This window comes from Shewanella oncorhynchi, from assembly GCF_030848765.1.
In the GTDB taxonomy this organism is placed as follows: Bacteria; Pseudomonadota; Gammaproteobacteria; order Enterobacterales; family Shewanellaceae; genus Shewanella; species Shewanella oncorhynchi.
In genome coordinates this window covers 2,950,560-2,972,847 of the sequence record NZ_CP132914.1, presented here as the reverse complement: position 1 = coordinate 2,972,847, position 22,288 = coordinate 2,950,560, and the positions used below count along the sequence as shown (strand labels likewise).

The window sequence follows — 22,288 nt, the reverse complement described above, 5'->3', positions numbered from 1 at the left end:
TAGCTTTCGTCTTTTTGACATTGAAAGTTGCGATAAATTACCCATTTTTAAGCAAAAAGGTTTACGGCAAGGTGAAATCCGGACTTTAGTCCTAAATACATTCAGTGATTGAGCACTACTATCAGCATATTACCACATGAGGATAGAAAGATGACCGCTCATATTAATGCTCAACCTACTGATTTTGCTGAAACTGTTATTATGCCGGGTGATCCACTCCGTGCTAAATATATCGCTGAAACCTATCTCACCGATGCCGTAGAAGTCACGAATGTTCGCAATATGCTTGGTTACACGGGCTTTTACCAAGGACAGCGTATTTCCGTAATGGGTCATGGTATGGGTATTTCATCTATGGTGCTTTATGGCCATGAGCTGATTAATTATTTTGGCGTGAAACGCATTATTCGTATTGGCAGTTTAGGTGCAACACAAAAACATGTACAAATGCGAGATGTCATTTTAGCCCAAGCCGCAGGCACGGATTCACCCACTAACGCTAAGCGTAGTAGCGGCTACCAAATGGCAACTTCTGCGACCTTTTCTTTATTGCATAAAGCTTATACCACAGCGAATGAGAAAGGCATTAGTGTAAAAGTTGGCAATATCTTTAGTGGTGATCTTTATTACGATCCCGATGAAGATATGATCCCCGCACTTGAACGTTTTGGGGTATTAGGTATTGATATGGAAGTGGCGGGGCTTTATGGATTGTCACACCAACAAGGTATCGAATCATTAGCCATTTTAACGGTATCGGATCATTGTTTAACCGGTGAAGAAACAACGGCCGAAGAACGCCAACTCTCTTTTAATAATATGATCGAGCTCGCGTTAGAAACCGCCCTCAATTAGGTTTAAAGCCATCCTTTGAACCCTTAGCATTTCACTTATGGAATGACATAATGAATAATAAAATTACTTTAACAGCCATCAGTTTTCTCGCCAATTTTATTATGGCGGGCTTTGCGACCCAATTTGGGATGTTGATTGAACCCATAGCTGAGAAATTTGCCGCTAGTGTTAACGAAGTTGCATCAATCTTTTCATTGCTCAATGGTGGTGCACTCGCGGGGACGATTGCAGCATTTTTATTTATTGAAAAAATGGGTATCAAAAGAATGACCTTGATAAGTTACAGTCTGGTTGCTCTTTCTGCTCTGGCTTTACATCTAACCAATTCCCTACAAGTTGTGATGGTAGCAATGACCTTAATTGGTTTTTGTGGCGGTATCGGTCTATGTATTGCTGGTACGATTGTGGTGTCTGTGTGGCAAGAGAAATTACAAAGCACAATGTTAGTGGTGCAAGATGCGACGTTTAATATTGCAGGCGTTATTTTTCCATTGATAACGACTTATGCATTAACAAGTTCATTATCATGGAGTTATAGCTATTTAGCCGTAGGTTTAGTGGCGTTCGGTACAGTCATTATTACCTTGTTCACTCATTTCTCTATTTGCGAGCAATCTTCTACAACACAAGAGAAACAACAGTCTGAATGGAATCTCGGTATTATTAGTGGAGGTATTGGTTTATTTTTAGGAATGCTGGCTTTATATACTTTTTTAACTTGGGCACCTTTATTTGTAAAACAAAAATTTGATATTCCGTTTGAAGATGCCGGTAATATTATTACCCAGTATTGGTCCGCTGCGCTAATTGGGGCGTTAATTTCGACTGTAATTGTGACGCGTGTAAAAATTCACCATTTCTTAGTCGGTATTATTGCTTTAGCTATGGTGATCACCGCTGCCATTGTCAGTACCAATAATCTTAATTGGATAGCTTATTTAACCTATGGTTATGGTTTTGTGTGTGCTGCTCTTTATAATGCATTTATTGCTTATGGCGTGTCTTTTGTAAAAAAAGCCAGTAGCAAAAATGTGTCATATATTCTTATTAGCGGAAGTGCAGGGGCGATGTTTAGCCCAGCCATCAGTTCTTTCTTTGAACGTATTATCGGATTACAAACAGTGATGTATGTGATACCTCTGCTTTACGCAGCGATATTTATGCTATTGATCGTTTCAAGTCAGATGAAATCGGGTATGGAACAACACTCGCCATCCGTAAGTTAATTTACCTGTGCATCCATTCCACACTCGGTTGTTAAATTAAGTCGAGTGTGGGTTATGTTGAAAGCGGTTATATACCTGCTTCAACAAATTTCTTGAGTGCGTTGAGATCACAAATCCGAATGCCATCTTTTTTCCGCTCAATTAAGCCTCGTTCCTCAAGATTTTGTAGCGCCCGACGGTAGACTCGGTCAGTAGTGCCAAATCGTTCAGCCTCTAAATAGCGTTTACTAAAGCCATCTACAGGCAAGTCATTTAAGTATTCATGATAAATATCAAATGCCACGTTATAACTGATGGGATAGAGCAGTCGCCGAGTAAAAATATCCACTGTGTCTTGGTAGTCAATCGCAATTGCACTAGCGAAAAATAGCGCGAGTTGAGGGTGTTGACCGAGGCAATGTTGCAGTTTTTCAGCGCTAATCAACATGATTTCTAAGGGTTCACTGGCAATAATGTCTAGTTGACAGTGGTACTGGGTGAAGAACTCCATTTCGCCAAACAGTTGTGAATCACAATCAATAGTACCTAATTGAAAACACCGACCATTTCTCGCGGTATGGCCGAGTGATACGCGACCTTGCTTCACCAATACAAGTGATGCCATCGCTTCCCCCTGCGTCATGAGGTGAGCGCCTTTTTTGAGCATTTTTATTTCGCTGATGCAGCTAAGTACAACCGCTTCAATAAGTGGATAGTCTTGCTCCCATCGCTGGCTATAACGTCCTTTCGATAAAGGTTTTAGCTGCATCGACTATGATCCTCTTACTGTGTTCGAAATTGCGACCTTCTATAGCATTATCATGATAGGCGGTCAAATGGACGAAAGGATTTAGGCGGCTACTAAAGACATTTTCATCATACGAACTGAAGGGCAGTGGTTTTCGCGACATTTAATTGAATCGCAGAGATAAGAGTGCCCACTTTTTATTTCCGTCATGTATACTAGGTGCCGCCAAGGGGTGTTTGTTGTGCATTAATGTTACTCTGATTTTAACGTTAACGGCTGCAAACTGAGATGTCATCTGACGAACCCTTAGAACCTGATCCGGCTAATACCGGCGTAGGAATGGGCCAATCAACAGCACACTTCTGAATCGCTTATTCGTTGCCGGATCTCAAACATTATATTTGAGGTCCTATGTCAAACCGTAAAACGTCAAACCATCAATCTCCATTTTCAACCGTATCGCCAAGCTTATTTTTAGCCCGAGCGCCGCTGGCGTTAGCCATCGCCGCAGCGCTGAGCACCCCTGTTTTTGCACAAACCGACGCTATCGATAAACCCGATCCCAGCACTGAGATGGAAGTCATGGTGGTGACGGCGGATTTTCGCAGTTCAAGCTTAGAAAAAATGCCCTCCAGCATTACCGTTATCGACAGTCAAAAAATTCAAGATGAAAGTGCGCAACACTTTGAAGATCTGCTTAATTCTATCGCCAATTTTAACTGGTCAGGTGGAAGCTCGCGGCCGAAATATTTTCAAATTCGCGGTGTAGGAGAGCAGGAACAATACCAAGGCGCACCTAATTCTTCCGTGGGTTACATCATAGATGATATCGATTTATCCGGTATTGGTATGGTGTCGAGCATGTACGATTTACAGCAGGTCGAAGTGCTTCGTGGACCGCAGGGGACGCGTTACGGCGCGAATGCCTTAGCGGGATTGATTTATCTGAAGAGTAACGATCCCACCGATGTGTTTGAGCATGGCGGCGAAGTGTCGTTAGGCGAGGATGATTTGCGCACTTTTAGTGGTTTCAGTTCTGGCCCATTAACGGATTCTGGCAAGCTGCTTTATCGTGTGTCAATGCAGCAGCACCAGCAAAATGGTTACCACGATAACCTGTATTTAGGCCGTGATGATACTAATGGTCGCGATGAATTCAGCGGCCGCGCTAAGCTGCGCTGGTATGCGACTGATGATTTGCAGTTTGATTTAACTGTGCTGCATGCCGATTTTGATAATGGCTATGATGTATGGAGTTTAACCAATTCACCAACCCAGACAACATCGGATCAACCGGGTGTCGATAGCCAACGCACCACTGGCGCGGGTTTTAAAGCGACCTATTCCGGCGCCGAAACCTTTGAGCTAACCTCGTTAACGTCCTTTGCGAATACCGATCACCATTACAGTTACGATGGCGATTGGGCTAACTCAGAATATTGGGCCTCTAAGCAATGTAATGATGACAATGGCAATCTGGCGCCGTGTCAATACGATTATTTTTGGGATAAAACGGGTCAGCGTAAAACCGTGTCGCAGGAGTTTCGCCTAAGTTCTACCGAGCAGGGCCGTATTTTTGCAGAGAGTACTGATTGGTTGCTTGGTGTGTATGCCATGAATCTGAAAGAAGATAACCAATTGTATTCTGAGTACAATACTTCGCTAGATGAAGTCTTAGACTCAGAGTATGAGGCGACAAACTATGCACTGTTTGGCCAGCTTGATACGGATTTGGGCTCAAATTATGCTTTATCTGTGGGGCTACGTTTAGAGCGTCGCAACAGCCATTACTCTGATACGAATAACGATAATTTCGACCCGAGCGAAACTATGTGGGGCGGTCATATTGCTGTGAGTAAAGTGCTGAACGACTCACACAATGCTTATGTCCGAGTCGCACGCGGTTACAAGGCGGGCGGTTTCAACATGACTTTGCCAGTCGAATTGAACGATAAAAAAGAGTTTAGTACTGAGACGCTCTATAACTATGAAATCGGCCTTAAATCCCATTGGTTAGCGGGACTTATCGATACTAATTTGGCGCTGTTCTATATGGACAGACAAGATCAACAGGTGGCTGCATCACAGCAAGATCCCGATAAACCACAGCGTTTTATCTTGTTCACTGAAAATGCAGGCAGTTCGAATAACTATGGCGCTGAGTTAGATGCAACCTGGTATGCCACGGATAATCTGCAAGTTTACTCAAGCTTAGGTTGGTTAGAAACGGCCTACGGTGACTATCAGTATCAGGACAAATATGGCACTGAGGTGGATTTAACTGGCCGCGATCTAGCCCATTCTCCACACGTTACCTACAGCCTTGGCGGGACTTATCGTGCTAATTCGGGTTGGTTTGCTAACCTGAATCTTAGCGGTAAGAGTGAATTCTATTATTCAGACAGCAATGAATCCCGCTCTGAACCCTACACTATCGTCAATGCACGCGTAGGTTATGAGGCGAACGCATGGTCGGCATATTTGTGGGGACGCAATCTGTTTAATGAAGAATACGGTGTGCGTGGCTTCTATTTTGGCAATGAGCCAGATAACGGCTGGGCGGAAAAGCAATATATTCGTTACGGCGATCCGCGTCAGATTGGCGTAACCTTTAACGTTAAGTTTATGTAATAGCTCATTTTAAAGTGAGTATAATCATTTAAGTGTTAATTGAACTGTAGCCCAGTATTTGGGCTACAGCCTTACTTCAGAATATCAAGGAATTAAAATGAAACTGACCGCAGAAATTAGCATGTATCCCTTTAATGAAAATTACCTCGATCCTATCAAGTGGTTTATTGGCCGCGTGGATAGCTATCCCAATATCGAGCGCGTGACTAATGCGATGGCAACTCAAGTGTGCGGCGATTATTTAGATGTGATGACTATGCTGGCGACCGAGATGCAAGCGGCCCATGAGAAGTGGGGCAAGGCAGTATTTGTGTGTAAGTTTATCGGTGGTGAGCTGAATTTAGCCCACAGCGAATAATGATTGACCGCCATGTAAGCGACAAATAGGCAATGAGAACAACACTATGACAGATTTATGGTTAACCTTGGTCGAGAGCGTTAATACGGCCTTTGGTGAAGTCCATGTGATGACCGTATGGGAAGCCCTCGCGGTGTTGCTGGCGATGGCATATTTACTGCTGGCGATGAAGGCCAGTGTGTGGTGCTGGGCGGCGGCCTTTGCCAGTACCGCCATTTACACTGTGTTGTTTTGGAAGGTGTCGCTACTGATGGAGTCTGTGCTTAACGTCTATTACATGGCAATGGCGCTCTATGGATATTGGCTCTGGACCCAAGGTGGTGATAAGCATCAAGGAGTAAAAGTGACCACTTGGCCATTGAAAACCCATTTAAAGTTGATCACAGCGACGGGCGTGATTTCGCTTTTGGTTGGTCACGGTATGGCGACGTATACCCAAGCCGCATTCCCGTATCTAGATGCGGCGACAACCTGTTTCGCCGTGATGACGACTTATTTAGTGGCAAAAAAGGTCCTTGAGAATTGGCTTTATTGGGTGGTTATCGACATAGTGTCGATTTACCTTTATCTCAGCAAAGGCTTGATGCTGACATCCTTGTTATTCGTGCTTTATGTGGGTCTGGCGGTCGTGGGGTATTTCCTGTGGCGAACCGCGTTAGCCGACGCACGTGAAGCTAATACCTTGAAGTTACTCAGTTAATGCTCGATATAAACGCCTCGATGCAGCGCTCAGTGGGCGAGCCATTCAAAGCACTTTACCCCATACTCAAAAGTGCTGGGCTAGTTAACGTGTTAAGTATTCATGAGCTTGCGGGCGGCTTAAGTAATCACAACTATAAAATCACTACGCCCACAGGCAGTTATGTGCTGCGGGTGAATGCCGATGCGGCGGACAGTTTTTGCAACCGCCAGCAGGAGCGTTTTTACTGGCAGCAATTGGCTCAAGCTAAACTTGCTCCTGAACTGTTGTGGGTGAGCGAAGATGAGCGTTATTACCTCAGTGATTTTATTGAAAGTGATTATATTGAAAGTGACGATATTGAAAACGAGGTCTTAATCCACTGGCCAGCGTTAGAGCGCCAAACGAGTGCTGCTGATTTTGTGCTGGGGCAATCGACGTTTAATTATTTACAGTATCCGGCAGCAGAACAAGAAACGCATCCTAACCAAGCCCATTGTTTGCTATTGGCGTTATTGCTGCAATTACGCGATCTGCCTACAGGGCCTTATGCTATTAGTATCACTGAGCAGTGGCAGGAATATCACCAGCAAATACTTGCCTATCAGGCTTCTGCAACATTTAGTGAGCCAGTATTAAGGCGACCTGTGCCATTGAAGCAGGGTAGTGATATTGGTGATAGCAATACTCACGATTGGAATGAGCGGGTGGCTAAGCTGCTTGCAATTCAAATCGAAATTAAACATTGGTGTGATGAGTTAGCAGCCTGCATAATCAAGCCGCAGTTTTGCCATCGCGATCTTAATCCCCATAATTTGTTACTTAAAAATAACCGCTTGTGTTGTATTGATTTTGAGTATGCGACGGCGTCGCATCCACTGTGTGAGTTGGCTGTAGTGTTAGCGACCCATGCGTTAACGCCCTATCAGCAAAGTGTTTTGGTGAAACAGTATCTGAGTGGACATCCTTATGTTACTGCACAAGCCGTAACGGCAGTGCCTGCCGCTATTGACATGTATTGGGTATTTGCTTGCTACTGGGCATTATTGATGGCAGCGCAAACAGAACCCAGTCGTAGCGCCGACTACCTTGCTTGGTTTGATTGCTTCTGGCCGCTGATCACCCAAGAATCATAACTGTTTAGCTGCACTTAGCTTTCCTCTGCGCGATTAGAAACTTAAATAAGGCAAATTATTAACATACTGAAAACCTTTATTAGACAAACTTGTTTGATATAAAAAGCAACTTTATATAGTCTCAAGCGTCTTATTAGCAACAATTCTAGGATGGATTATTCAGTATGAAAAAAGGCGTGATGCTACTTGTGTGTCTCTTAGGCTTAAGCGCCTGCTCCACTAAATTCAGTTACCATTTCCTCGACTGGGCCATCGGCTGGGAGCAAGAGGATTATGTTACCTTAGATAAATCTCAGCAAAAGGCATTCGATTCCCTCATTGAAAAATTTGTCATTTGGCACCAATCCAAAGAGTTAGCTCATTATGTGGTGCAATTGACCGAAGTCGAAAGCCTCATAAAAACCAATACGTTAACGCCAGTGCTATGGGCAGATCATGTGAATATTGCTAAGCGGCATTGGTTTCGATTGTTTGAGTTCGCCTTGCCCGAGCTTCTACCTATCATAATGTCTTTGTCCGATGAACAGGTGAAGCAGATCCTCACAAAATTACGGGAGGAAGAGCAGGAGCTCGTTAAAGAATTTGCGGGTAAAACCCCTGAACAGTTACAAAAAGATGCCGATGAAAACCTTCAAACCCAATTTGATGATTGGCTTGGAAGTGTAACTGCGGAGCAAAAAGTGCTTATTCACCAATATAATCAACAGCGTTTATCCACCTTAGATATGTGGCTTGAGTACAGACACGAATGGTTACGCCAGTTTGAAGTTGCATTGGGTCAGCGCGCCGATAAAACATTATTAACCGAGCGTTTGACCTTGCTGATGACGCAGCCCGATGAGCTTAAGTCAGAACAACATAAAGTGTTTTTACGTAAAAATACTGAGGCATTCGGGACTTTGCTGCTGGCGCTGAATGCGAGCTTATCGGAGCAGCAGTCTAAGCATTTTTATAAAAAGTTAGGTGGGCTCATTCAAGATCTCAAAGAACTGAATCAGGAAGCGATTGAAAAAGAAGCCTAGGCAATGAAAGATTTATTACCTTGCTAGGGTCTATTCCTGCAAGCCAATAAATCAGCCAACTAACTACTAATAGAGACCTTATGCCACTCGTATCCCTTTATCAGAAACTGCTCAATATGAGCCGCTATTTCGAAGGCTTAGCGCCATTAGCCCTTAGGATTTACCTTGCACCTGTGTTAATGCAAGCAGGTTATAACAAGCTCGCTCACTTTGAAGATACGGTTGCTTGGTTTGCCAATCCCGATTGGGGCTTAGGTCTGCCAATGCCGGCGTTAATGGCTGGACTGGCGGCGGGAACTGAGTTCTTTGGCGCTATCTTGTTACTGCTTGGGCTCGCGACGCGACTGATTTCAATCCCTTTAATGGTGACTATGTTGGTCGCCGCATTGACTGTGCATTGGCCAAATGGTTGGTTAGCGATTGCCGATGGTAGTTCTTGGCTTGCGAATGACAGAGTGCTTGAGGCAGGGGATAAACTGATAAAAGCCAAAGAGTTATTGCAGGAGCACGGTAACTATGACTGGCTGACCAGTTCAGGTAATTTTGCTGTGCTTAATAATGGTATTGAGTTTGCGATCACCTATTTTATTATGTTGCTGGCGCTTTTTACCTTAGGCGGTGGTCGTTACACTAGCCTAGATTATTTCATCGCTAAGCGCTGTGGGATTAAGTAAGTCTTTCTCAAGCGGGCCCAATTGTTAACTGCATCGGATTTTCAAGCGCATTTAATTTTGAAGCCCACTCGATTGTTAAGTGCACTCAACAAGTTAAATCCCACTCAAGCGGCGGGATTTTTTTATGCCTCTTTGTCAGCAATTTGCTATGCTTGAGCGCAATTTATATCGAACTAGGATAAGAACTTGGACGCTATTGAACTTTTACTCACTCGCCAATCAACCCCACGATTAACTGCTCCTGCTCCAGATGCGAGTCAATTAAAAATCATCTTAGATGCTGCCATTCGTGTGCCAGATCATGGCGCCTTAGCGCCATGGGAATTTATTATTGCCGCAGGACAAGGGTTAGAGACCTTGGCAGATATCTTTGTTGAGGCGGCTAAAGCGAACGGCGCCGATGAGGATTTTGTCAATAAAGCTAAGGGTATGCCAATGCGTGCGCCTATGGTGATTACTGTCGTGGCGAAAACGCAGCAACATTCCAAAGTCCCCGTACTTGAACAGCTTATTGCAGCGGGTTGCGCGACCATGGCGATGCAGCAGACTGCCTTCGCCTTAGGTTTAGGTGCAGTGTGGCGTACAGGGGATTTTGCCTTTGATGCGAATGTGAATGTTGCTTTAGGTCTTGAGCCACACGATCAAATCGTCGGCTTTTTGTATGTGGGTACGCCAGCCGTTACTGCTCCTAAGAAACCGCAAAAGGACGGCAGTCAGTACGTCCGTTATTTATAAATCCGCCCTCTTTTTTAGTGGAGAAATTCTATGCAAGTTGCGCGAACTCCTAGACTCATCCTGCGGCAGTTAACCCCAGCCGACGCTTCTTTTATGTTAGTCTTGCTCAACAGCCAAGGCTTTATAGAGAATATCGGGAATAGAGGAGTACGCACACTTGTGCAGGCTAAGGATTATATCGTCAATGGACCGATGAAAAGTTATGCCGAGTGCGGTTTTGGTTTTTATGCTGTAGTGCTCGCCGAGAATGGATTCACTATTGGCATCTGCGGTTTAATCAAACGGCCGACACTGGACAATGTCGATATAGGCTATGCTTTTTTGCCGCAATATTGGGGCAAGGGCTATGCATTCGAAGCCGCGAAAGCCGCTTTTGACTTAGGTAAAAGTTTTGGTATTGAGCGTATTGTCGCGATTGTTAGCAGCCATAATAGTGCTTCAAAAGCTTTGCTGAACAAACTTGGATTACACTTTGAGCGTTGTTTGCAGCTTAGTGATCATGATGAGCCTGTTGAACTGTTTGGTTAACGTTAACATGTTGTTTATATAGGTTTTTATTTTATTGTAATTCCGTCTTCTTTATTCTAGAATTTCGCAAAATTTATCGTTGAGATATGGCAATCATATCTCTTATCGACGCCCCTCGAAAATCAGGCTCACTTAATCCCTCCTTGAGCCCTTGAGTACAGCAAAAGCGTAGCCCTTTTTTGGATGTAGCATAATGGTTTCGCAATTAAGTGAAGCAATGCTGGACGTGATCGCTGATGCCTTGGTAGACAAAGGCTATATTTTTTTATCTGACTTAGTTCCTTCCTGTATTAGCCAAGTACTATTGGAAAAAATTCAATCAACTGAAATATATGAATTAAAAGCTGCCTCTATCGGTCGAGGTTCTGAACAGCACTTAAATCCAGACATTCGTCGTGACAGAATACAGTGGCTAGAAGAGCAAAATGAGCCTGATGCCCAGTATCTTGAGTTGATGACACAACTCAAAAATGGCTTGAATCGTCGCTTGTTTATGGGCTTATTCGATTATGAAAGCCACTATGCGGTATATCAGCCTGGGGCCTTTTATAAAAAACATGTTGATGCACTTAAGGGCAGCCAAAATCGTATTTTAACCACAGTGTTTTTCTTAAATCCTGACTGGAAAGCGGCAGATTGTGGTGAGTTGATTATCTATGATGAAGCCGATATTGAGATTGAGCGCATCGCGCCTAAAATGGGCCATTTTGTGATTTTCCTCAGTGAGCGTTTTCCCCATGAAGTGACTAAAACCTTGGCCCAGCGTAATAGTATTGCGGGCTGGTTTAGGGTCAGTAACAGCGTGCATGGCTTTTAACTTTAGCTTTTAACTTCACCAGATAACAAACGCCTAAATGCTGCCCACTGGTTTAGGTGTTTTTGCTCTCGATTGTCGCTTTTGGTCATCACCAATCACTTATCGCGACTGCGCAATGTCATTGGCTATTTCTCGGATATTGATTGGCCATCACGGCGTGTTCTTCCGCAGCAGTATTTATTCCAACCTGTTTTAACTACCTTCTACTCATTTTTTCAAATTTTTTTACACTCTTAAGCTTTAGGTAATCTAAGCCGCCGACAATGGGGTAAATTTGTCCAATCATACTGAAAATAGGGTATTTTTTTATTCTCGTTTAATGTTAGGCTAGATAAAAACGTGCGCTACAACACACTTTTCTATCATCTAACGGAGGCGATACTGTGGGCTGTGAAGATAACTTAGGTTGTTTAAGTGGTGAGCATATTGTACTTGAGCCCTTATCTTTGTCCCATGTGGCGGCATTGAGTCTCGCCGTCACAGATGGTCAACTTTGGCGTTTATGGTTTACCAGTGTCCCTGAGCCAACAGAGATGAAGCTCTATGTGGCTAAAGCACTCGAAGAAAAAGCGCGGGGCCTGAGTTTTCCCTTTGCGGTGCGGGATAGAGTGTCAGGGGAAATCGTCGGATGCACGCGAATTTGCAACTGGGAGTCTGATAATCGCCGTCTTGAGATTGGATACACTTGGTATGCTAAACGTGCCCAGCGCACTGGGATTAATACTGAAGCTAAACTGCTGTTATTGACCTTTGCTTTTGAAACTTTAGACGCCATTGCCGTTGAGTTCCGTACTCATTGGCATAACCAAGCTTCGAGACAAGCCATTGCGAGACTGGGCGCTAAGCAAGATGGTGTATTGCGAAATCATAAGATTCTTAAGGACGGCACTATCCGCGATACTGTGGTGTATTCCATTATTGATACCGAGTGGCCAACGGTGAAAAACAGTCTGCAATTTCGATTGCGACAACGACCGCTAACACTCTAATGATAAATAGGAAAAGCCCATGGCAAGCATCATAACTCGAGTAGATGTGACTCATGTCCATGAGGTTGCAGTGTTATTCAATGAGTACCGACAGTTTTATGGGCGTAGGGATGATCTCGCGGCTGCGGAGCAGTTTATTCATTCAAGAGTGTCAGATGGCTCATCGGTGATATTTATAGCCAAAGATAATCAAGGGCTTGGATTAGGTTTTGTTCAAATGTATCCCAGTTTTTCATCGTTACGTTTGGCCCCTATGTTGATCCTCAATGATGTGTATGTGACTCAACATGCCCGATGTGTCGGTATTGGGCGGGCATTAGTGCTACAAGCCGCCAGTTATGCCAAAGCGCATAATATGAGTTATTTGATGTTAGAAACACAGCAAAAAAACCAGCGCGCGCAGGGCTTGTATGAAGGTTTAGGCTTTGTGCGTAACCAAGATTTTTATATCTACGAACTTGAGCTCCACCGAGGACTTGAGTAGGTTTATTTATGACGATTAAAAGGAAAAGTAACATGTTAACTCAGGTAAAAACGTTAGTATTAGGTGGTTTAGTCTTAAGTGCCAGTACTGCAGTTTGGGCTGATGAAGCAGAAAAAGCGTTTAGTAAAGAAGCCATTGAATGTGCCGCTTACTATCAAATTAGCTCAGAAGCCATTGGGGCGATGAATGCACCGCAAATGCAGGCCGTGGGTGAGCGTTTAAAAAGTTCTAAAATTGAGTCTGAGAATTTAGCTAAGAAATACAGCTCTGAAGCAGAGGTCACTCAAGCGGTTGCCGATGCTAAAGCCCGTCAAATCGAAAGCTTAGGGGGGTCAAGCAACTTAGGTGCGTTAATGGGTAAATATAAAGAAGAATGTAAAAACCTGTTAGCCGATCCACAAAAGCGCTTAAATTATTGGACTATGGCAACTATGTAATCGTAGGTTTTAGTCAGGGTAATCGTTTACGGATTGTGAAGAGAAGGAGCCTGATGGCTCCTTTTTTGCGTTAAAGTACAAGCACTAAGGAGCTGATGGGGTCATTCATATTGAGTCGGTTTCCCCATAGATTTTAGCCCCGTTTGGTTTAGGGGCTGAGAACCAAGTTGCTTATTTTAGCTCGGCTGAAACTCAACCGCAGTTTTTAGGGTCTTAGTTACATGGTCAAGTATTTAAGCCTTGGGTTTAAATTCTCCTCAGTTTTAAATTCTTAGTTCAGTTTACGATATTCAAAGATAATCAAATATAAGTACTAAATGGGAGCACTATGGTATTAACAATAATGGCAGCGACTGTTTTGAGTGCTGGAGTCTGTGGCTACCATTTAATCTATGGTAAGCGGGTTTTATTAGCGCCACTCTTAAAGGCGAATGTGTCACAGCAAAGCAAGCAAATGCTACTGTGCTTATTTCACTGCCAATCGGTATTTTTTGTGGTTTCTACAGCTGCACTTTTAGCCTGTGCATTAAAGGTGATCCCTGGGATGTATGCCTTTAGCCTGTTGTTATTCCTCGGGATGAACTATGGGATCTTTGCGATTTGGCAGTTTTATATTGCCACTCTGAGTCCACCAAATAGTGGCCAGATGATCATAGTGCAAGCGCTGATTTTCTTGCTCATTGGTATTTTGGCTATGCTAGGGCCACTCTTGTCTGCCGCGTAAATTGCTCATGATAGTTTGTAAATCATCGCGATTGAAGCGTAAGAGTTTGAAAAACAAACAGCGAATTATGGGGTTAATTGAATACCGTATTGGGCGGCGAGTTCAGCGAGCTTACCATTATTGATGAGCAGTTCAATCCAGTGTGAGAGCCTTTTGCTATCGAGCTGTGAACTGGGGTTGAGTAAAATGCCATTAGCGTATTTTTGGTCCCATTCATCTGATATTAAAAGTAATTTTCTCTCTTCTGGATGAACCTTTAAATAATACTGTAAGTAAGAGTTAGTCACGGGCGCTATGTCGGCGCGTTCACGCAGAATACTTTCGATAGAGGCGTTATTGTGACTGACGAACAAGGGGCGAAATTGTTTTGCCAGCGTGTTCGCATCGGTTTCAAAGTGGGCAAACTGGTAGTGATATCCTTTGATGAACGCAATTGACTTGTTGGTTAAGTTTTTGAAATAGCTTTGGTTATGAGCTTTAGTTTTAAGTGCAATAAAGACTTCACCATCTATCATATGTAGCGGAATAAACTGAGTCGCTATTTTTTGCCATCCCCAAGCGGGATTCTCAAAGAGCATCATGTCGAAGCGACCTAAGGAATAGGCTTTATATCTGTGCTCAATACTGGTGACGGCAAATTTAAAGACCACTTCTTGTTGTACTTGATTTAATGCATTAATGATATCGAGTGTGAGACCTGTGTAACGGCCGTCTTGTTGTTGATGGACATAGGGAGCAAATTGATAACCACCGACATGAATTGTCGGAATTGACTCGGGAATCGCTGGCGACTGAACTTTATCTTGGGCGATAGCCGTGGTAAATGCGCTAATGCTTAAGGTTAAACAAAAGAGTAGACGACACAACTGGCTCAATATCATAGTCACCCCTTGTTATTTTTAGCATGAATGATTTTTTACAAGTATACACAATTTAATTTGTTCAATGCTGTCGATAAAGTGCGAATTTTAAATCTGTCATAGTAAGCTAGCGCAAACAGGATGAGGGAGATTTCACATTGAGCAAGATAAAATCTCAAGTGTGTGGTTGGGTTGAACAGGGACATATCACGCAAGAGCAGGCGAATAAGCTTTATCGACAGGTGACTGTCTTGCCGGATGGGTCGAGTTGGTGTCGCTTAATTGCTCATTTATTACTCTGGTTTGGTGCGTTAAGTTTTGCCTGTGGGGTGATTTTTTTCTTTGCCTATAATTGGCAATCTTTGGGGCGATTTGCCAAATTTGGACTGATTGAAGTGGCGATAATACTCGCTATCAGCGCATTTGCTTGGCTCTATTATCGTGCCAATATTTATTCCCCTGTTAGTTCTTATCGTAAAGACAGCACTTTTGGTGCGACGACCGCCAATGGCGTGCTACTGGCCGCAAGTGTGTTAGTTGGTGGCTTATTAGCGTTAGTTGGGCAAACCTATCAAACGGGCGCCGATCCTTGGCAGTTATTTGCGCTATGGGCATTCGTTATCTTACCCTTTGCTTGGGTGGCGGGATTTGATGGTTTGTGGCTGTTGCTGGTGGGATTGCTAAACCTCAGCATAGGGATATTTCTGGATTCCTTTTCCCATTTCTGGGGATTATTTTGGGGCGCTCAAGGACAATTGCTGATCTTTATCTGTTTGAATTTAATTATCTATTATGCTTTCGTACTTTTAGACAACAAAGTCGCGGGGCGCTGGCATGCGCCAATCCTTGAATATATTTGTTCATTGTTTGCTATGGGCTGTTTTACTTGGTTAATCACTTGGCTTATTTTTGACGATTTCCTTGAACGTGACAGCTTCAGTACTGGGATCTTCTGTGGTTATTTTGCCCATCTGATATTCGGATTCGTTATTTTTCGTTATAGATTACCACGCATATATCCCTTGGCCTTGGGCGGTTTTAGCCTGATTGCCGTAGGCGCCGCGTTACTGATAAAGCTGATGTTTGAGGATAATGACCCCATAGGTGGATTTTTGTTTATTGGGCTTTATATCATTTTGGCAAGCACAGGTTTGAGTATTTGGTTGAGGGAGCTAAACCGGAAACTTAAACCTCAGTTTGTAGGAATCGCCAGCCAAGGAAGCGTGAGCGTGGGAGATGTTCATGAGCAACAATAATGGTTTACAGGATAGCGAAATGATCACTCGATCCAGCACTGATAGTGTTACATCAATCGACGCTTCGAGTGAATTAAGTCTAATCAAACTCTGGCAAGCTTTGTATGCCGAAGGCAATGTTAGTGCTGCTCAAATGCCAGAAGACCATGATATCCCTTGGTATATTGCCACTATGCAGGCGTTTGCTGCTTGGATAGCGGCGTTGTTTTTATTGAGCTTCATGATGGCAGTGTTTGGTGCCATTTTTGAGCATGTTGAAGAAGATGTCATTTTATTTATCGGCTTAACCTATTTAGCCTTGGGGATTGGGCTGTATTTTTTACCGCGGCAACAGATTTTTATTGAACAATTTGCTTTTGCCGCCTGTTTGAGTGGTTTGATCAGTGTGGCATGGGGATTATTTGATTTAATTAACAATGATTTTAGCCTCACATGGTATCTCTGTATGGCGGGTATTACATTGGTACTGTGGGGCTTGATTGCCCACGGGCTAGCCCAGTTTGTATTCGCTTTTTGCTTAAGTTGGTGCGTGATTGGCCTGATGGCAAAATTTGAACTGCTCAATTTTAGCCCAAGCCTTTTTGCCGTAGTCATTAGTCTAGTGTTATTAAATATCAATCAGTTCGGGCGTCATTATCGCAGGGCTCGGATGCTCATCTATGGTTTCGCACTCGCGTTGCTTTCGTTGCAGTTGATGCACGCTTTTAGTATGGACAGTATTTTTGAAGCCTTATTTAGCCCTTGGCAGCAAAGCCTGTGGCTGACACTGACTCATCTGTTGATTATTTTCGCTATTTGCGGATTTTTATTGGTGACAATCTTGCGCGAGCGCCATCAATCACTAAGCTCACCAGCGGCGCTAGGGTGTGTTATCGGTTTAGTCATCGTTAGCGGTTTATCCTTACCTATGCAGGGTTTATCAACAGCTATTCTATTGATCTTGCTTGGCCATTATTGCAACGAGTCTTGGTTGAAAGGTATGGGAATGGTGTCGGCGCTGTTATTTGTCAGCGGGTATTATTATTCCCTAGAGACGACTCTGTTACTTAAATCTGGTTATTTGATGGGCTTAGGCGCCTTGCTGTTGGTGGCAAGGTTAGTGATGTGGCGGTTATTTCCTGCCAATGAAAATGCCAAGGAGACTGTGTGATGGGCAATGTGATGGGAAAACTGTCGGCTTCACATAAATGGGCGCTTGGACTCGTATTATTCACAACAGTGACGATTCTCGCTGGCGTGAATTGGCGCATTTTCAAATTCGAACAACTGCTTAATCACGGGCAAGTGGTGCGTTTTGCATTAGCACCGGTCGATCCGCGCTCATTAATGCAGGGTGATTACATGGCGCTTGAATATGCCATTGCGCGCGATGTGCGTAGCGCCTTAGCGCCGCAACAAATGCAGGGGCAGTTATTGCTGGCTGTCGATGGGCAAAAAGTGGCGCGTTTTGTGGACTTTTATACCGACCAAGCACTCGGTAAAGATCAACTACGAGTGCAGTTTCGTGTCCGTGGTAATCAAATTAAGCTCGCATCGAACAGCTTTTTCTTTGAAGAAGGGCAAGCCGATCATTTTAGTGCAGCTAAATACGGTGAGTTTAGAGTGAATTTGCAAGGTGAGTTACTGCTCGTCAGTTTACTCGATGAAAAGCTTCAGCCCTTATAACCCTATGTCAGGATTGCCATCCATTTGTTCTGCTTACTTGATTAACCTCGATTGATCTCTGGCCGCACTGTGTAGTGCGGCCAGCATCTCCCGTACTGCTTTCTTCCTAGTTCTGATCGCTAAATCGCGCGAATAATATCCACCTTAAGTTGCAACTTTGATGCAACCAATTTGTAACCTTGACCGCCTATAGTATCGTCAGTCTTCGAGGTGATATCACCTTGAAGCATCTAAGCGCATCAATTAAATACCAAATATTAAAACAATACATTTAGGGGTCTCAATGTTTAACACTAAAACTGTGCTGGCGTTAGCCATCAGCAGCGTTTGTGGGCTTGCCCATGGCGCGGATAATTTGATCATTTCTGAATATGTCGAAGGCAGCAGTAATAATAAAGCTATCGAATTGTATAACCCAACCGCGGGCGCTATTGATTTAAGCCAATACCAATTGCGCTTCTATTTTAATGGCAGCACAAACGTCGGCACGACCATTGCGCTCACTGGCTCATTAGCGGCGGGGGCGACTTATGTGGTTGCCGATAATGACTCTTCTGCCGATATCCTTGCGGTTACAAATCAACAGAGTAGCGCCAGCTTCTTTAACGGCGACGATGCGATTGAACTGACCTATCAAAATCAAGTCATTGATAGTTTAGGCCAAGTCGGTGTTGATCCCGGCGCCGAGTGGGGCAGTGGTGATCTCTCCACTCAAGATAATACCCTGCGCCGTAATCCTGATCTGCTGATTGCCGATCCTATCAGTACCGATGCAGTAAGCTTTAGCACTTGGCTAGGTTTTGCGAAGGACGATGTTTCTGATCTTGGTAAATTCAGTGCGGGTACGCCAACCGATCCAGTCGACCCTCCACCAAGCTCTTTAGTGTGCGGCGAAGAAGCCACAGCAATTCATGCGCTTCAAGGCGCGGGTGCTTCCAGCCCTCTCAATGGACAAACTTTAGTGGTTGAGGCGGTTGTCGTCAGTAATCAAGAAGCCGGTCTTAAGGGCATTTTCGTGCAAATGGCTGATAACGAAGCCGATAGCGATCCCCAAACCTCTGAAGGTGTGTTTGTATATACCGGCACTGCGCCCACAGCTTATGTGGCAGGCGATCGTATTCGTTTAAAAGCCAAAGTCACTGAATATCAAGGCTTAACTGAACTAACGACTTTATCTGATCACAAGTTGTGTGCCACAGGACAAACGTTACCTACGGCCGCGCTAGTGACCTTACCTGTTAACAGCAGTGATGATTTTGAGCCCTTTGAGGGCATGCGGGTTCGTTTCAGCCAAGATTTAGTGGTGAATGAAGTCTATAACCTAGGCCGTTATGGCGAGATTTCATTAGGCAGTCAGCGCCACTTTATCGGTACGCAGGTGGCTGCACCGGGCGCGGATGCGCTAGCTGTGAGTGCAGCCAACCAACGGGACAGTATTTTACTGGATGACGGTTTAACGGCGCAGAATCCTGATCCTGTGCAATTCCCCGCTCCTGGTTTGAGCGCATCAAACACTGTGCGTGTAGGCGATAAAGCCACATCGCTTACGGGTGTAATGCACTATGGCTTTAATCTGTATCGTATTATGCCAATCGAAACGGTGAACTTTGTGGCTGAAAACCCACGCCCAGTTGCGCCCACATTGGTTGAGGGTGGTAATCTAAAAGTCGCTAGCTTTAACGTACTCAACTACTTCAATGGTGATGGCCAAGGCGCAGGTTTCCCAACTGCGCGTGGTGCCAATACCTTAAGCGAGTTTGAGCGTCAAAAGGCGAAGATTGTCAGCGCCATGGTGGGCATTAGTGCCGATGTATTTGGTTTGATGGAAATTGAAAACGATGGCTTTGGCGCTAATTCAGCCATTGCCGATTTAGTCGCAGGTTTGAATGCTGCTGTGGGTGAAGCACGTTACGCTTATATTGCGCCAACAGGCATGAATGCGATTGGCACCGATGCCATCACAGTCGGCTTGATTTATCGCAGTGATAAAGTCACGCCGCAGGGCGCTGCACGTATTTTATCCAGTGCAAATTCGCCATTAGATAGCGATCAACAGCCCCTGTTTGACGATAGCAAAAACCGTCCAATGCTGACGCAAGCCTTTAGCGTGAACGGCAGTGAAGAAGGCGTGGTTGTTGCGGTTAATCACCTTAAATCTAAGGGCAGTGAATGTGCGGGCGAACCTGATCTTAACGACGGTCAAGGCAACTGTAATATCACTCGTACCCGTGCGGCGACGGCTGCAGGTCAATGGATTAGCGAGCAATATCCAGATCAAGGCGTATTGCTGATTGGTGATTTGAACGCCTATGCGAAGGAAGATCCATTAACTGCTTTAGGTAATGCAGGCTTTAGTGAGCTGTTTGCCAAACTTGAAAAGCCAAATCCTTATTCCTATGTGTTCTCGGCTGAATCGGGTCAGTTGGACCATGCTTTAGCAAACGCTGCCCTGGTGGATAAAGTGGTGGATGTGACGCAGTGGCATATCAATACCGACGAACCACGCGTTTTGGATTACAACGAAGAGTTTAAGACGCCCGCTCAAATCCAAGACTTATTCGCAAGTGATGCTTACCGCTCATCGGATCACGATCCTGTGGTGATTTCACTCTTACTTGAAGCGGAAAAAGTCGCGCCAGTGGCCAGTTTCACTCAAGTGGTGAATGGCGCTGCAGTGCAACTGACATCCACTTCAACCGACAGCGACGGACAAATCGTGTCAGCTGAGTGGAGCTTTGGTGATAACACAGTGGCAGTGGGTGAGGTTGTTACTCACAGTTACAGCCAAAGTGGTGAGTATCTGGTCACATTAACAGTCACGGATAATGACGGCCTAACCCATAGCACGTCACAAATGGTGACAGTGGTTGCTGGTAATGTTAAACAACCACCTGTTGCGCAAATTCAGCGTATTAATTTATGGTTAGTCGATATGTTTATCTCGACTAGCTATGATACCGATGGCGTAATCAAGCAACATAAATGGACATTCGACAATGGCACCCGCGCTAACGGTCAAGTGGTATTGCGCCTTGCCCGCCGTGGACAACACACTGTTGAACTGACCGTTAAAGATAACGACAAGTTAACGGATACCACGACGCTGACTTACCGTTAAGCCAGTTTTGTATTCCGTTGATTCTTAAGTGATTCAAAGCCCGCAGCCGCGGGCTTTTGTTTTTGCCTAAAAGCAAGATAACTTTGTCGTCAGTTGTTGTGACGCATCAATTGTCATTGTTTCCCCAGTGACTCTTCACCTCTTTATTTAACAAGAAGTATCCCTGAGGGTTCTAATAAAATATCCCTGTTTTAGAAGGTTACAGGTGCAACAATGCCAATCTTAACTAACCCTTCTGCTGTTCGTTTAGCTAAAAAGCTATTGCCCCAAAGTTCACCACAGCTTGAAGTTCAGCCATTTGTTGTCTGATAATTTGAGATACATAAAGTAATGACTACCAAAAAGTAAGGCCTGACCATCAGGGATTGCATAAACCGTTACAGTTGATCAGACTTTGAAGTGATTCTCGGGAGCAAAATCTAGTATTTGGCGTTAGCTTTGGGTAAAGCACTTCTGCCCCATTCTTAATTGAAACCAGTAGACTCGTCGTATCAAGCTTGAATATTTGACCTGCTTTTGTTAATGAGTATTGTTGTGCTTACAGCTATTTTGGAAAAATAAGGCAACAAATCAACAAATCAATAAATCAACAAATCAACAAATCAACAAATAACGTGTGATTTTTCTTTTTTTCTATATGTATAGAACGTTAATTGGGATCTGAGGTGACGGTAAAACAAGAAAGTAATCTGTTGATTTATTGAGCAGTGATAATGCAACAATTCAGCGCAAAATGTTTAGCCATGATTCAACCATGTATGGTTGGGGAGTAGAGCCCCAATGCATTAATCTTTCGTTAATAACAACCGCTGGTGAGCTCACCACTCTATAGTCCATCATCACTTCTGGATTTGACTCCATAATCAAGTTAATACTGATGCCACGATTAGTCGCGATAGTAGTGATTAACGCTGCTGTACTTGTGCATTTTGTGCATCCATTGCCCAAAATTTTTATGTATAGCATTTTTACACTCTCACAAAATGGATCATTCACTCAGTGCCACAGTTATTGGAGATAGGATAAGGACACTTTGCAAAAATTCACTTCAATGTGATAACGGTTAAAATCTATGTGCGCACTATGCCTTTTGGTTTTATTCTAATCAACTAGAGCTTCATTAAAATTTAGGTGTTTTTCTTAAATTTTTGTTAACCTTAGTGTGCTTAAGTAAGGTAAAAACGTAAGTGCTCCATACAACTGATGACCTAAGTAGTCTTCACTACTCATACACTTAAGCTATAATTTTTTAATATCAGAGCTTAAGTATTCGTACTAATTATGTTAATTACTAATACTTTACAACTCTCTCTTTTCGTTTAATATGCGAATTACAATCACTTTTTTATGTAGGATTATGGACCCTC

General features: G+C 43.9%; 22 protein-coding genes and 1 riboswitch. Of the genes, 19 read left to right on the top strand and 3 right to left on the bottom strand.

The features are described 5' to 3' along the window. The first annotated feature begins 150 nt into the window (after positions 1 to 150). Positions 151 to 855: a purine-nucleoside phosphorylase gene (deoD, locus tag RA178_RS13410; RefSeq protein WP_012196924.1), complete on the top strand. Its 705-nt coding sequence runs from the start codon at positions 151 to 153 to the stop codon at positions 853 to 855. A 50-nt stretch (positions 856 to 905) separates the two neighbouring features. Continuing rightward, on the top strand, positions 906 to 2,081 hold the full coding sequence (gene tsgA, locus RA178_RS13405; protein WP_306682244.1) for an MFS transporter TsgA: 1,176 nt from the start codon (positions 906 to 908) through the stop codon (positions 2,079 to 2,081). Positions 2,082 to 2,148: 67 nt separating this feature from the next. On the opposite strand, the gene RA178_RS13400 is transcribed toward tsgA, so the two are convergent. Continuing rightward, positions 2,149 to 2,829 (bottom strand): Crp/Fnr family transcriptional regulator, encoded by a 681-nt coding sequence (locus RA178_RS13400; protein ID WP_012196926.1) that lies wholly within the window; start codon positions 2,827 to 2,829, stop codon positions 2,149 to 2,151. A gap of 197 nt (positions 2,830 to 3,026) precedes the next feature. Next, a riboswitch (TPP riboswitch) is annotated at positions 3,027 to 3,165 on the top strand. A 54-nt stretch (positions 3,166 to 3,219) separates the two neighbouring features. Between RA178_RS13400 and RA178_RS13395 the strand changes: the two genes are divergently transcribed. The 13 genes from RA178_RS13395 (at position 3,220) to RA178_RS13335 (ending at position 14,022) form a co-directional block, all read left to right on the top strand. Then, on the top strand, positions 3,220 to 5,439 hold the full coding sequence (locus tag RA178_RS13395; protein ID WP_306682243.1) for a TonB-dependent receptor: 2,220 nt from the start codon (positions 3,220 to 3,222) through the stop codon (positions 5,437 to 5,439). A 97-nt stretch (positions 5,440 to 5,536) separates the two neighbouring features. Further along, positions 5,537 to 5,797, top strand: coding sequence for a hypothetical protein (locus RA178_RS13390; RefSeq protein ID WP_028760297.1), 261 nt, complete (start codon positions 5,537 to 5,539; stop codon positions 5,795 to 5,797). Positions 5,798 to 5,843: 46 nt separating this feature from the next. Next, on the top strand, positions 5,844 to 6,497 hold the full coding sequence (gene pnuC / locus RA178_RS13385) for a nicotinamide riboside transporter PnuC (protein ID WP_212599799.1): 654 nt from the start codon (positions 5,844 to 5,846) through the stop codon (positions 6,495 to 6,497). After that, the gene (locus tag RA178_RS13380; RefSeq protein WP_306682240.1) at positions 6,497 to 7,612 is read left to right on the top strand and encodes a phosphotransferase; all 1,116 of its coding nucleotides are present in this window, start codon (positions 6,497 to 6,499) and stop codon (positions 7,610 to 7,612) included. Before pnuC ends, RA178_RS13380 begins: the two co-directional genes overlap by 1 nt. 164 nt (positions 7,613 to 7,776) lie before the next feature. Next, positions 7,777 to 8,634, top strand: a complete 858-nt coding sequence (locus RA178_RS13375; protein ID WP_263204391.1) for a DUF6279 family lipoprotein — start codon at positions 7,777 to 7,779, stop codon at positions 8,632 to 8,634. 80 nt (positions 8,635 to 8,714) lie between these two features. After that, complete coding sequence (locus RA178_RS13370) at positions 8,715 to 9,308, top strand: HvfX family Cu-binding RiPP maturation protein (protein WP_219252743.1); 594 nt, start codon at positions 8,715 to 8,717, stop codon at positions 9,306 to 9,308. Positions 9,309 to 9,494: 186 nt separating this feature from the next. Continuing rightward, positions 9,495 to 10,043, top strand: coding sequence for an NAD(P)H nitroreductase (locus tag RA178_RS13365; protein WP_306682236.1), 549 nt, complete (start codon positions 9,495 to 9,497; stop codon positions 10,041 to 10,043). A 30-nt stretch (positions 10,044 to 10,073) separates the two neighbouring features. Further along, complete coding sequence (locus RA178_RS13360; protein WP_306682234.1) at positions 10,074 to 10,571, top strand: GNAT family N-acetyltransferase; 498 nt, start codon at positions 10,074 to 10,076, stop codon at positions 10,569 to 10,571. A 193-nt stretch (positions 10,572 to 10,764) separates the two neighbouring features. Further along, a complete protein-coding gene (locus RA178_RS13355; RefSeq protein ID WP_028760290.1) occupies positions 10,765 to 11,388 on the top strand; it encodes a 2OG-Fe(II) oxygenase in 624 nt (207 codons plus the stop codon). A gap of 383 nt (positions 11,389 to 11,771) precedes the next feature. Further along, entirely contained in the window at positions 11,772 to 12,377 is a 606-nt protein-coding gene (locus RA178_RS13350) for a GNAT family N-acetyltransferase (protein WP_306682232.1), read from the top strand. A 19-nt stretch (positions 12,378 to 12,396) separates the two neighbouring features. Next, the gene (locus RA178_RS13345) at positions 12,397 to 12,861 is read left to right on the top strand and encodes a GNAT family N-acetyltransferase (protein ID WP_028760288.1); all 465 of its coding nucleotides are present in this window, start codon (positions 12,397 to 12,399) and stop codon (positions 12,859 to 12,861) included. A 32-nt stretch (positions 12,862 to 12,893) separates the two neighbouring features. Continuing rightward, positions 12,894 to 13,298 carry a hypothetical protein gene (locus RA178_RS13340; protein ID WP_105252762.1) on the top strand — a complete coding sequence of 135 codons (405 nt, stop codon included), beginning with the start codon at positions 12,894 to 12,896 and terminating at the stop codon, positions 13,296 to 13,298. Positions 13,299 to 13,626: 328 nt separating this feature from the next. Then, entirely contained in the window at positions 13,627 to 14,022 is a 396-nt protein-coding gene (locus RA178_RS13335) for a hypothetical protein (protein WP_105252761.1), read from the top strand. Positions 14,023 to 14,087: 65 nt separating this feature from the next. Here the strand turns inward: RA178_RS13335 and RA178_RS13330 are convergent, their stop codons facing one another. Then, a complete protein-coding gene (locus RA178_RS13330; protein WP_306682228.1) occupies positions 14,088 to 14,903 on the bottom strand; it encodes a substrate-binding periplasmic protein in 816 nt (271 codons plus the stop codon). Between the two features lie 137 nt (positions 14,904 to 15,040). Here RA178_RS13330 and RA178_RS13325 point away from each other — a divergent pair, with 137 nt between their 5' ends. The 4 genes from RA178_RS13325 (at position 15,041) to RA178_RS13310 (ending at position 20,921) form a co-directional block, all read left to right on the top strand. Then, positions 15,041 to 16,138: a DUF2157 domain-containing protein gene (locus RA178_RS13325; RefSeq protein WP_306682225.1), complete on the top strand. Its 1,098-nt coding sequence runs from the start codon at positions 15,041 to 15,043 to the stop codon at positions 16,136 to 16,138. Next, positions 16,125 to 17,288: a DUF4401 domain-containing protein gene (locus RA178_RS13320; protein ID WP_306682223.1), complete on the top strand. Its 1,164-nt coding sequence runs from the start codon at positions 16,125 to 16,127 to the stop codon at positions 17,286 to 17,288. Before RA178_RS13325 ends, RA178_RS13320 begins: the two co-directional genes overlap by 14 nt. After that, positions 17,288 to 17,803 (top strand): GDYXXLXY domain-containing protein, encoded by a 516-nt coding sequence (locus tag RA178_RS13315; RefSeq protein WP_113938736.1) that lies wholly within the window; start codon positions 17,288 to 17,290, stop codon positions 17,801 to 17,803. The genes RA178_RS13320 and RA178_RS13315 overlap by 1 nt, the downstream gene beginning before the upstream one ends. A gap of 283 nt (positions 17,804 to 18,086) precedes the next feature. After that, positions 18,087 to 20,921: an ExeM/NucH family extracellular endonuclease gene (locus tag RA178_RS13310; protein ID WP_306682221.1), complete on the top strand. Its 2,835-nt coding sequence runs from the start codon at positions 18,087 to 18,089 to the stop codon at positions 20,919 to 20,921. 723 nt (positions 20,922 to 21,644) lie between these two features. Here the strand turns inward: RA178_RS13310 and RA178_RS13305 are convergent. Further along, positions 21,645 to 21,887 (bottom strand): thioredoxin family protein, encoded by a 243-nt coding sequence (locus RA178_RS13305; protein WP_028760280.1) that lies wholly within the window; start codon positions 21,885 to 21,887, stop codon positions 21,645 to 21,647. Positions 21,888 to 22,288 lie beyond the last annotated feature (401 nt).